Annotated in this window: 12 protein-coding genes and 1 rRNA gene; 12 read left to right on the top strand and 1 reads right to left on the bottom strand. The window is 42.5% G+C overall.

The features are described from left to right. The 11 genes from rrf to rsmI form a co-directional block, all read left to right on the top strand. Window positions 1-107: ribosomal RNA gene (gene rrf, locus V8G47_RS17440) — 5S ribosomal RNA — on the top strand; the annotation flags it as partial. A 573-nt stretch (window positions 108-680) separates the two neighbouring features. Next, entirely contained in the window at window positions 681-881 is a 201-nt protein-coding gene (locus tag V8G47_RS17435; RefSeq protein WP_034762928.1) for a sigma factor G inhibitor Gin, read from the top strand. 164 nt (window positions 882-1045) lie between these two features. Next, complete coding sequence (locus V8G47_RS17430) at window positions 1046-2461, top strand: aminotransferase class I/II-fold pyridoxal phosphate-dependent enzyme (RefSeq protein WP_336201201.1); 1416 nt, start codon at window positions 1046-1048, stop codon at window positions 2459-2461. A gap of 15 nt (window positions 2462-2476) precedes the next feature. Continuing rightward, the gene (gene tmk / locus V8G47_RS17425; RefSeq protein WP_336201200.1) at window positions 2477-3109 is read left to right on the top strand and encodes a dTMP kinase; all 633 of its coding nucleotides are present in this window, start codon (window positions 2477-2479) and stop codon (window positions 3107-3109) included. A 134-nt stretch (window positions 3110-3243) separates the two neighbouring features. Continuing rightward, a complete protein-coding gene (locus V8G47_RS17420; RefSeq protein ID WP_034762933.1) occupies window positions 3244-3573 on the top strand; it encodes a cyclic-di-AMP receptor in 330 nt (109 codons plus the stop codon). A 17-nt stretch (window positions 3574-3590) separates the two neighbouring features. Next, window positions 3591-4031: a YaaR family protein gene (locus V8G47_RS17415; RefSeq protein WP_336201199.1), complete on the top strand. Its 441-nt coding sequence runs from the start codon at window positions 3591-3593 to the stop codon at window positions 4029-4031. Between the two features lie 17 nt (window positions 4032-4048). Further along, on the top strand, window positions 4049-5032 hold the full coding sequence (gene holB, locus V8G47_RS17410; RefSeq protein WP_336201198.1) for a DNA polymerase III subunit delta': 984 nt from the start codon (window positions 4049-4051) through the stop codon (window positions 5030-5032). Between the two features lie 7 nt (window positions 5033-5039). Then, window positions 5040-5867: a PSP1 domain-containing protein gene (locus tag V8G47_RS17405; protein WP_336201197.1), complete on the top strand. Its 828-nt coding sequence runs from the start codon at window positions 5040-5042 to the stop codon at window positions 5865-5867. A gap of 14 nt (window positions 5868-5881) precedes the next feature. After that, the gene (gene yabA, locus V8G47_RS17400; protein WP_336201196.1) at window positions 5882-6256 is read left to right on the top strand and encodes a DNA replication initiation control protein YabA; all 375 of its coding nucleotides are present in this window, start codon (window positions 5882-5884) and stop codon (window positions 6254-6256) included. A 380-nt stretch (window positions 6257-6636) separates the two neighbouring features. Then, window positions 6637-7398 (top strand): tRNA1(Val) (adenine(37)-N6)-methyltransferase, encoded by a 762-nt coding sequence (locus tag V8G47_RS17395; RefSeq protein ID WP_336201195.1) that lies wholly within the window; start codon window positions 6637-6639, stop codon window positions 7396-7398. A 20-nt stretch (window positions 7399-7418) separates the two neighbouring features. Further along, complete coding sequence (rsmI, locus tag V8G47_RS17390; RefSeq protein ID WP_336201194.1) at window positions 7419-8291, top strand: 16S rRNA (cytidine(1402)-2'-O)-methyltransferase; 873 nt, start codon at window positions 7419-7421, stop codon at window positions 8289-8291. A gap of 56 nt (window positions 8292-8347) precedes the next feature. Here rsmI and V8G47_RS17385 read toward each other — a convergent pair whose 3' ends face one another. After that, on the bottom strand, window positions 8348-8629 hold the full coding sequence (locus V8G47_RS17385) for an AbrB/MazE/SpoVT family DNA-binding domain-containing protein (protein ID WP_034762946.1): 282 nt from the start codon (window positions 8627-8629) through the stop codon (window positions 8348-8350). A gap of 486 nt (window positions 8630-9115) precedes the next feature. Here V8G47_RS17385 and metG point away from each other — a divergent pair, with 486 nt between their 5' ends. Further along, window positions 9116-11077: a methionine--tRNA ligase gene (gene metG / locus V8G47_RS17380; RefSeq protein ID WP_336201193.1), complete on the top strand. Its 1962-nt coding sequence runs from the start codon at window positions 9116-9118 to the stop codon at window positions 11075-11077. Window positions 11078-11207 lie beyond the last annotated feature (130 nt).

Raw genomic sequence — 11207 nt, 5'->3', positions numbered from 1 at the left:
ATGGCGAAGAGGTCACACCCGTTCCCATGCCGAACACGGAAGTTAAGCTCTTCAGCGCCGATGGTAGTTGGGGGATCTCCCCCTGTGAGAGTAGGACGTCGCCAGGCAAATAGGAAAAAGAGTAGCTCTTAGGGGTTGCTCTTTTTTTATTTGATTGTTCAGAAGTGTGTGCAGAGAATCCGTTGAAGGTAATATTTGGTAAAAAACGCAATTAAGGGTGGAAATGACGCAAATAATAAAAAAATGACGCAATTACTTCGAAAATGACGCAATAAAGTCAAAAACGACGCAATCCCGACCCTGCGAATCCATTCTATTCATAAACCTCCCCAAAAATGACCGCTGAGGGCTACAATCTCGTCATTCCACCATCTAACCTCCGATTATGCCCTTACTTTTTGTATATTTCCTTTGTAACTACATGATTGCATCTGTTCCTCTGCCCAAACGGCTACCCTGAAAAACCGCCTCCGTATCTCTCCCAGTCTATAACTCTAAAAAGCTACACCAAAGATATACCAACATCTTTTCACAATCTTTTTTATAAGACATACACAGACACGGTAACAGCAACATAAGATGAAAGTACACTTGATTATTCTGTCAGTTGAAATGTTTATAATTATGTATACAATTAGTGGTTTTGAGGCAGAATAGATTGTATGGAGGTGGAGGGCCCTATGTTAAATCAGGAACGTAAGGCGGCTTTGGAAGAGTGCATCGTTTGTCACGTTGAAAAGAAGGTTGGAATCCATCTATACACATCGTTTATCTGCACAGATTGTGAAAAGGAAATGGTTCACACAGAAACGAATGATCCTTTGTACAAAACGTTCATACAAAGGCTGAAAAAAGTGAATACTCCTCAAATCTACTCATAACCAGAAGGTATACATGGTTATGATTTTTTTTTGCTGTCGGTTCAATGGTTTATGAGTTTCGTTGATTCACCATTATCTACATAAGATTTGAATTCTCCGAAGCATGGTGCCGCATGGTTATGATACGATATGGATGGATATTTTACTTTAAGGAGATAGATGGAATGAAGCGAGATCATACAAGAACCCCGCTGATTGAGGCGATCGAGAGGCATCGGTCCATACAACCCATTTCATTTCATGTACCAGGGCATAAGAACGGTTTATTGGTCCAGGATCAGCCGTTTTATCAATCGGATCTTACAGAGTTGAGTGGTTTGGATGATTTACATGATTCCCATGAGGCAATCCGGGAAGCGGAGGAATTGCTTGGGGATGTATATGGGTCTTTAGTGAGTCATTTTCTGGTGAATGGAAGTACCGTAGGGAATATTGCAGCGATCCTAGCTTCCTGTGAACCTGGGGATACGGTATTTGTTCAACGGAATTGTCATAAGTCGGTGCTGAACGGCATCAGGCTTGCCAAGGCTGTTCCAGTTTTTATTGAAACAGAGTGGGATGACATGGGGACCGCCCTTGGGATACGGTTGGATAATATAAAGGAAGCGATGAAAGTATTCCCTCATGTGAAGGCTTGTGTACTCACATATCCAACTTATTATGGGTTTACATACAATCTTAAAGAAATCATAGATGAGTGTCATAAGCATGATGTCATCTGTATCATTGATGAGGCTCATGGTGCTCATTTTACATTGGGTCCGCCTTTTCCAGAATCCGCCATGGGGTGCGGGGCAGATATTGTGGTTCATTCCGCTCATAAGATGCTCCCGGCCATGACGATGGGATCGTATTTACATATTGGAAGTACCCGGGTGGATGCGCATAAGGTAAAAGACTATTTAACTATGCTACAATCAAGTAGTCCTTCGTATCCGATTATGGCATCCCTTGATTATGCGAGATCCTATGTCGGGACGTTTTTAAAAGAGGACTTGGATCAAACACTTGAGGATATTCGCGAATTTATAGATGGGATTGAACGGATCCATCCTCAGCTCATTGTTCAACAGGCACATGATCCATTAAAGCTGATCATGAAGTTCGAAGGGCGAACGGGTTATGTTCTAAAGGAGCTGTTAGAATCTGTAGGTGTATACCCTGAGCTTGCTGATCCGAATCAGGTACTGCTGATTCTTCCTTTAGTAAAGAAGGGTTTTTCGTTTCCGTATACGGAAGCGATCATCAGGATAAACAAGGCGCTGGAGAATGAGCCTGAGGTGGAAGTCATGCCTATGGAGGGGATAACTGGCCCGAAAAGGACAACCCCTTTTTCCAGCTTGGCATTAACCCTGGAGGAAATGGACGGGAAAGAGGAAGTGTTGATTTCCCTGGACGAAGCAGAAGGAGAAGTTTCTGCTGGAATGGTGACACCTTATCCACCGGGCATCCCCTTATTGGTGCCGGGGGAACGGATCACTGCTGATGTAATCCGGCGTTTAAACGAATATATAAGGAATAAGGCAAACATACAGGGGCATCACCGATTGGCTGACCACTGTGTGTATGTGTATCGATAAAGCGGAGGGAAACAGATGACAAAAGGATTGTTCATTACCGTTGAAGGCCCCGAGGGAGCCGGGAAGTCAACGATATTATCAGAGTTATATCAACAACTGCTGCAGGATGGCCTGGATGTTGTACAGACGAGGGAGCCGGGAGGTATTTCCATAGCTGAGCAGATCAGGGAAGTCATATTAAATACAAAGAACACGGAAATGGATAAGCGGACGGAAGCACTGTTATATGCAGCTGCGAGACGTCAGCATCTGGTGGAGAAAGTGATCCCGGCCCTTGAGGCAGGCAGGATCGTCATTTGTGACCGGTTTATTGACAGTTCCCTTGCCTATCAGGGGAATGCCCGTGGAATCGGGATGGAAGAAGTCATGGACATCAATCAATTTGCGATTGAAGATAAGATGCCGGATCTCACGCTGTATTTTGACATTGATCCCGAAGAGGGGTTAAAGAGAATTGCCAAGCATAACGGCAGAGAAGTGAATCGGTTGGATCTCGAATCGGTTGAATTTCATACTCGCGTCCGTGAGGGGTATCAGAAGTTGATCAAACAATATCCGGATCGCATTCAAGTCATCGATGCCAGTAAGAGTAAGGAAGCGGTATTTGCTGATGCGTATGAAATCGTGACCGGTTATTTAAACAGGTGAGACTAATAGAAGAGACGGACTGCCGGGCGAATATTCGTTGCCTGTCATCCGTCTCTTTTTTAGATTAAGCATTGAAGTCTTTTCAATGATATAATAGAAGGAAGTAAATGGCTTTATAACGGAGGAATTCATTCATGAAGGTAATTATGGCAGTTGTACAGGATAAGGATAGCAATCGTTTGTCTAATGCCCTGATGGAACATAATTTTCGTTCGACAAAATTAGCGAGCACCGGCGGTTTTTTGAAGTCAGGAAATACGACGTTCATTATTGGTACTGAGGATATTCGTGTGGAGAAAGCATTACAGGTTATTAAGGAAAACTGTCAGTCACGTGATCAAATGGTAGCACCGGTTTCTCCTATGGGTGGAAATGCAGATTCCTATGTGCCTTATCCCGTAGAAGTGGCCGTAGGCGGAGCGACGGTATTCGTTCTCCCGGTAGAGCAATTCCATCAGTTTTAAAGTGAGGTTGGATCACGATGAAAATTAATCAGGACCACCGTGTGTCCTTGGATAGCGTGGCGAAAGATCAGAGAACTGGCGGTAACGGTCAAGTGAAGTTCGGTCAGCTCGTTCAGAAACATGATCAGAAAATGCAGATGGACCAGCTTAATAAGCTCCTTGGGACGATAGAGGACGCCGGAACCCGCTTAGCCCAGTCAAGGACATTCAAAGATCTTGCCAAATATAAAACATTGGTCAAGAAGTTTGTACGGGAAGCAGTCGACTTCGGAATGGACCTGAAGCAGTCCCATACCTGGAATCAATATGGGGAGGGACGAAAGCTGAATATCGTCGAAACGGTGGACCAGCATCTTGTCGGTTTAACGGAAGATGTATTGGATAAAGAGAAGAAGTCCATTGATATATTAGGGAAAATCGGCGAAATAAAAGGTCTGCTTATTAATCTTTATATGTAAGAGAGTGATGTTAAGACATGTTGTTTGAAGAGATACAACCATTTCAGCCAGTCGTCCTTCAGATGCTGCAGAATAGTATATTGAAGGATCGTGTCGCTCATGCTTATTTATTCGAGGGTGAAAAAGGGACACGAAAGAAAGAAATGAGCATGCTGTTCGCCAAGGCATTATTATGCCTGAACCGGGTAGACGGAAAGCCATGTGAAGTCTGCTCCAACTGCAAAAGGATCAATCACGGGAATCACCCGGATCTGCATATGGTGGAGCCTGATGGTCTATCTATCAAGAAGGATCAGATTAAAAGTCTGCAAGAAGAATTTTCGAAAACGGGTGTAGAATCCAAGAAGAAGATCTACATCATCGTTCACGGAGATAAGATGACGGCGAATGCCGCTAACAGCCTATTAAAGTTTCTTGAAGAGCCGTTGGCGGATACCACAGCGATTCTCATCACAGAGAATATTCATCGGATCCTGCCGACCATTCTTTCCAGGTGCCAGACGGTATCATTTAAACCGTTACCGAAAGAACAGCTGACCAAACAGTTATTGGAAGAGGGAATTCCGCCTCACTTTGCCACTCTTGCAGCCAACTTGACGAACCATTATGAGGAAGCTGTAGAAATATGTCAAAATGAGTGGTTTGCACAAGCAAGAATAATAGTGTTAAAATTATATGAAGTCCTCCAAAAAAGTCCCTTCCAAGCAATGGTCAAAATACAAGAGGATTTTGTACAGCACTTCAAAGAAAAAGATCAAGTCGATCGAGCATTGGATCTTTTACTTCTAATATATAAAGACTTACTTCATATCCAGTTAGGAAAAGAAGAGCAGCTCGTGTACCCGGACCAAAAGGAAAACTGGAAATCCAACGCACTTCAAGTATCAACCAATCGTCTTTCTACTAATATGACGGTGATCCTTGAAGCAAAACGCAAGTTAAACGCCAATATGAATTCGCAGCTGCTAGTAGAACAGCTTATGCTAAAACTGCAGGGGTGATGGTCCTTTGTACGATGTTGTAGGAGTTCGCTTTAAAAAAGCGGGTAAAATCTATTATTTCGATCCGGGTGATTTGGACATTCAAAAAGATTGTTATGTAATCGTTGAAACGGTCCGCGGAGTCGAATTTGGAAAAGTAGTCGTAGAGAGAAAGCAAGTCGGAGAAAACGATGTAGTGCTTCCATTGAAAAAAGTGATTCGGATCGCCGATCAAAAAGATCGATTGATCGTGGACGAGAACAAGTCGTCTGCAACGGAAGCCTATAACGTATGTTGTGATAAAATTAATCAGCATCAATTGGATATGAAATTGGTAGATGTAGAATATACATTCGATCGTAATAAAGTCATATTCTATTTTACGGCTGATGGACGTGTTGATTTCCGGGAGCTGGTGAAAGATCTGGCCTCTATTTTCCGTACGCGCATTGAACTTCGTCAGATTGGCGTTCGAGACGAAGCTAAAATGCTTGGTGGTATTGGTCCTTGTGGCCGCATGCTGTGTTGTTCGACCTTTTTAGGTGATTTTGAACCTGTGTCCATCAAAATGGCGAAGGATCAAAATCTATCCCTTAATCCCACAAAGATTTCAGGTTTATGCGGACGTTTGATGTGCTGTCTGAAATACGAGAATGACGAGTATGAAGCAGCGAAAGAAGAATTACCTGATATCGGAGAAGTGATTAAGACACCTCATGGAAAAGGTAAAGTGGTAGGTCTTAATATTCTGGAACGTATTCTTCAGGTGGAAATCAAAGAAGAAGACCGGGTTCTGGAATTCACATTAGATGAAATTATGAACGAAGGTGCCGTATCATTCCAAGCCACAGAGTAACGGGGTGTAGTGTCGTGGATAAGAAAGAGTTCTTTGATTCAGTCAGTAACATGGAACAACAAATTGGTGATTTGTATCATCAATTAGGTGAGCTCAAACAATGCCTAGCTGAAATGTTAGAGGAAAATAATTCTCTAAAGTTAGAAAATGAACATTTGCGCCGTAGACTGGAACATACAGAGAACTCACCAAAAAAGGTACAAGCAAACAGCGATGCGGGTACGACGAGTGAGTCAGACTTAGAAGATAAAACACTGGATATCGGAGAAGGCTATGACAACCTTGCCCGACTATACCAGGAAGGATTCCATATTTGTAACATACATTTCGGAAGTCCCCGGAAGGATGAAGACTGCTTATTCTGCCTTTCTTTCTTAAATAAGAAATAAAGGACACTTCATTTTTCTGAAAAGAATACAGACAGATAAAAAGGACTGATCCACGGAAATAGTGGGATTGGTCCTTTTTATTCGAAAAGCGCAGGCGGCTTGATCAGGCCCGACAAGCATAAGATGAATGGGCTGAGAAGGCGTTCTTTGCCTTCTTGGACCATTTAGCTTATGACCTCGAGGGACTAGCCGCCGGAGCTGGACAAATCGAAAAGCGCAGGCGGCTTGATCAGGCCCGACAAGCATAAGATGAATGGGCTGAGAAGGCGTTCTTTGCCTTCTTGGGCCATTTAGCTTATGACCTCGAGGGGCTAGCCGTCGGAGCTGGACAAATCGAAAACCCTAACAACATATAATAGAAGAAAAAATGGAGGGAAGGCATGGTCGAGTTAAAAGAAGATGAGCGTTTAGATTATTTATTGGCTGAAAACATGAGGATCATTCAAAGTCCTTCCGTGTTCTCTTTTTCCACAGATGCAGTCCTTTTGGCCCACTTCAGCTATTTGCCGATTCATAAGGGGAAAGTGGTTGATTTATGTTCAGGGAACGGCATCATCCCGTTATTGCTGAGTGCAAGAACCAATGTCCACATAACTGGAGTGGAAATTCAAGAGCGTCTATATGATATGGCACAGCGGAGTGTCGAGTATAATGATCGTCAACATCAGATCACGATGAAAATGGGGGATGTAAAAGAGATTGATCAACTCCTCCATCATTCTCACTATGATGTGGTTACATGCAATCCTCCCTATTTCACTACACCGCCAGGAGATAAACGCAATGTGAACGAGCACTATGCGATTGCCCGTCACGAAATCTTATGCACCCTTGAGGATACCATCAAAGCGTCCAGCTATTTGCTGAAACAGGGAGGGAAGGCATCCTTCGTTCACCGCCCCGGACGTTTGATGGATATCCTGTCATTGATGAGAAAGCATCGTCTGGAGCCCAAGCGATTACGATTTGTTTATCCTAAGCCCGGGAGAGAGGCCAACACGATATTAATAGAAGGAATAAAAGATGGGAAACCGGACCTAAAGATCCTTCCGCCTTTATATGTGTACGATGAGCAGAATGAGTACTCTAAAGAAGTACATGATATGCTATATGGAAATCATAAAACAAACCACCAAACATGATCCAGGAGGTGATATTCACCATGAACCAGCAGAAAAGTTTTCAGGACAGTGAAAAAGGAAGCCTGTATCTTGTCCCCACACCGATCGGGAATCTCGAGGATATGACGTTCCGTGCCATCCGAATGATGAAGGAAGCGACGGTGATTGCAGCGGAGGATACGAGGAATACCAAGAAACTGTGCAATTACTTTGAAATTGATACACCAATCATCAGTTACCATGAACATAATAAAGAAACGAGCGGACAGAAATTGATTGAGCGAATGGAGAGGGGAGAGCTCGTGGCCCTTGTCAGTGATGCAGGAATGCCATCGATCTCAGATCCAGGTTATGAATTGGTGAAAGAAGCAATCGAACACAACATTGCCATCATTCCATTGCCCGGGGCAAACGCCGCCCTTACGGCTCTCATCGCCTCAGGTTTAGCTCCTCAGCCATTTTATTTCTATGGTTTTCTACGTAGAGGAAAAAAAGACAAAAGAGCTGAGCTTGAAACCCTTAAATCGTTGGAAGATACATTTATCCTTTACGAATCACCCCACAGATTAAAAGAAACATTAAAGGAATTATATGCGGCTTTGGGAAATAGACAAATCGTCATCTGCCGAGAACTCACGAAGAAGTTTGAGGAATTCATCCGAGGTTCAATCGAGGAAGTAATCGAATGGGCGAATGAAGGAGAAGTGCGGGGTGAATTCTGCTTGTTGATCGAAGGGGCAGGTCCACAAGAGAAAGAGGAAGAAGTCACTTGGTGGAGCAGCTACTCCCTGCAAGATCATGTCCAACACTATGTAGATGAAGAAAGCATGTCATCAAAGGAAGCCATCAAACAAGTCTCCAAAGAGAGATCCCTCCCTAAACGGGAAGTATACCAGGCTTACCACGTGGAATAACTGCAAAATAAAAAGGCCTGAGTCGAATGGACTCAGGCCTGTCATATAGCAAAGGATTATTTTGATTGTAAAGATTCCTGGATTTCTTTCAGTAACTGATCTGCACCTTCACGGCTAAGAACTAATTTACCATTTGCAAGCTTGATGTTGTCATCAGAAACTTCACCAGTGATTTGGCAAGTCATGCTTGGCTTATATTTCTTCAAGATGATTCTTTCGTCATCCACATAAATTTCCAAAGCATCCTTCTCAGCGATACCTAATGTACGGCGTAGTTCGATTGGAATAACGACACGGCCCAGTTCATCAACTTTTCTTACAATACCTGTAGACTTCATTTGAGATCTCCTCCAAATAAATATTATTTATCTCTATCTGTTTCGTCAATATTCGACAAATTTCATTAACTGATACTATCATACCAACGATTAAGAATCTCGTCAATAATTAAATCTGTAAATTATTAATAATAAATGGATGATTAAGTCTTGTTATAATAAGCTTTACGCTTTGTTGTAAAAAAATGTATTACCAATTGAATATTATTGTAATGAAAGTAATAATAAATGAGAATGTCGAATTTTATTTATTTAATGAATAACTTCGACAATGTTCGACAATATTCACTATCCATTTCGACAAAACTTAAAATCAACATTGTTTAGTTGCAGAAACCCTTTATTTTAGGTATATTTTGATGAGATAAGAGGTTAAGATGATAGGTAAGGTCAAGAATGGATGTATATAACAGACCTGCCACTATAAACCATACGGAGCCTGATTTGGGTTTGTGGGGGTAAGTGAAAAAAGAGGAGGAACAGGAAGTGGAAGAAAAGTTGAACACCTTCTATATTACAACGCCGATTTATTATCCAAGTGGAAATTTACATATTGGACATGCATACACCACGGTTGCCGGTGATGCCATGGCCCGTTACAAGAGAATGCGTGGATTCGATGTCATGTACCTTACGGGGACGGACGAACATGGACAGAAGATTCAAAGAAAAGCCGAGGAAGAAGGAATCACACCTCAGGCATATGTTGACGGAATTGTAAGCGGCATTAAAGACTTGTGGGGTAAACTGGATATTTCCTACGATGACTTTATCCGGACGACGGAGAAGCGTCATAAGGATATCGTGGAAAAAATCTTCAATCAGCTTGTCCAGCAAGGCGATATTTATCTGGATCAGTATGAAGGATGGTACTGTACACCATGTGAATCCTTCTTTACGGAAAGACAATTAGAAAACGGGAATTGCCCTGATTGTGGACGCCCGGTTGAAAAAGTAAAGGAAGAATCGTATTTCTTCAAAATGAGTAAATACGTCGATCGCCTACTTGCTTATTATGAAGAGAATCCTGAGTTCATTCAACCAGAATCCCGGAAAAATGAGATGGTGAATAACTTCATTAAACCAGGTTTGGAAGACCTTGCTGTTTCACGTACCACTTTTGATTGGGGAGTGAAAGTACCTGGTGATCCAAAACACGTCATTTATGTTTGGATCGATGCCCTTTCCAACTACATCACGGCTTTAGGGTATGGCAGCGAACAAGACGCAAACTACTTGAAATATTGGCCAGCGGATGTGCACCTGGTAGGAAAAGAAATTGTCCGTTTCCATACGATCTACTGGCCGATCATGCTGATGGCTTTGGATCTTCCGCTTCCTAAGAAAGTCTTCGCTCACGGATGGCTTCTGATGAAAGACGGAAAAATGTCCAAATCCAAAGGGAATGTCGTAGATCCTGTAACCCTTATTGATCGATATGGTCTTGATTCTCTTCGCTACTATTTGTTAAGAGAAGTGCCATTCGGATCGGACGGTGTCTTTACGCCGGAAGGATTTGTAGAGAGAATCAATTTTGACCTGGCCAATGACCTGGGGAACTTATTGAATCGGACAGTGGCCATGATTAATAAATACTTCGATGGAGTCATTCCAACTTATGTGGATTCCAAAGGGGAATTTGATCAAGCACTCCTGGATATGAATAATGAAACGGTGAAGAAATATGAAGAAGCGATGGAAAATATGGAGTTTTCAGTTGCCCTCTCCAGCCTTTGGCAGTTAATCAGCCGTACGAATAAATACATTGATGAAACGCAGCCATGGACCCTGGCGAAAGATGAAAATAAAAAAGAAGAACTGGGAAGTGTGATGAGTCACTTGGCTGAATCGTTGAGAAGAGTGGCAGTCCTCTTACAGCCTTTCTTGACAAGAACACCTAAGAAAATCTTCGAGCAACTGAATCTGCATGATGAAAAAATGCACACATGGGAAAGCCTTGAGCGTTTTGGAGCAATTCCGACAGGCACCGAAGTAGTCAAAAAAGGGGAGCCTATCTTCCCGCGTCTTGAACTTCAGGAAGAGGTAGCCTTTATTAAAGAGAAAATGCAGGGGTCTTCTCCTGTCGTGGAAGAGAAGAAGGAAGTTTCCGCACCGGAAGCCTCAGAGGAAATCGGGATTGACGATTTCATGAAAGTCGAGCTTCGCGTAGCCGAAGTGCTTGGAGCGGAACCTGTTAAAAAAGCCGATAAGCTACTAAAGCTGCAATTGGATCTCGGCTTTGAAAAACGTCAAGTTGTATCGGGGATTGCGAAATTCTATCAGCCAGACGAGCTCGTTGGGAAGAAAGTGATCTGCGTAACGAACTTGAAGCCGGTAAAACTTCGTGGGGAACTTTCCCAAGGAATGATCCTTGCCGGAGAAGAAAATGGAACGTTGTCTCTTGCTTCCATTGATCAGTCCTTACCAAATGGAACAAAAGTTAAATAAATGATTCTTTGTGATAGATCAATAAAGGGATGTTCCACGTGGAACATCCCTTTATTATATGTATATAATGAATTCTCTCGATGATAATTGTTAATAAAGAAAATAACTTCATTATTAATTATATAAATAT

The sequence above is a fragment of the Rossellomorea sp. LJF3 genome (assembly GCF_037046045.1).
In the GTDB taxonomy this organism is placed as follows: Bacteria; Bacillota; Bacilli; order Bacillales; family Bacillaceae_B; genus Rossellomorea.
Note: the sequence above shows the minus strand (reverse complement) of the source record. Positions and strands in the feature narration are given on the sequence as shown.

Bases quoted from the DNA above. Each gene is read 5' to 3' on its own strand.
- V8G47_RS17435 (WP_034762928.1), top strand. From the start codon at position 681: ATGTTAAATCAGGAACGTAAGGCGGCTTTGGAAGAGTGCATCGTTTGT.
- V8G47_RS17430 (WP_336201201.1), top strand. From the start codon at position 1,046: ATGAAGCGAGATCATACAAGAACCCCGCTGATTGAGGCGATCGAGAGG.
- tmk (WP_336201200.1), top strand. From the start codon at position 2,477: ATGACAAAAGGATTGTTCATTACCGTTGAAGGCCCCGAGGGAGCCGGG.
- V8G47_RS17420 (WP_034762933.1), top strand. From the start codon at position 3,244: ATGAAGGTAATTATGGCAGTTGTACAGGATAAGGATAGCAATCGTTTG.
- V8G47_RS17415 (WP_336201199.1), top strand. From the start codon at position 3,591: ATGAAAATTAATCAGGACCACCGTGTGTCCTTGGATAGCGTGGCGAAA.
- holB (WP_336201198.1), top strand. From the start codon at position 4,049: ATGTTGTTTGAAGAGATACAACCATTTCAGCCAGTCGTCCTTCAGATG.
- V8G47_RS17395 (WP_336201195.1), top strand. From the start codon at position 6,637: ATGGTCGAGTTAAAAGAAGATGAGCGTTTAGATTATTTATTGGCTGAA.
- rsmI (WP_336201194.1), top strand. From the start codon at position 7,419: ATGAACCAGCAGAAAAGTTTTCAGGACAGTGAAAAAGGAAGCCTGTAT.
- V8G47_RS17385 (WP_034762946.1), bottom strand. From the start codon at position 8,629: ATGAAGTCTACAGGTATTGTAAGAAAAGTTGATGAACTGGGCCGTGTC.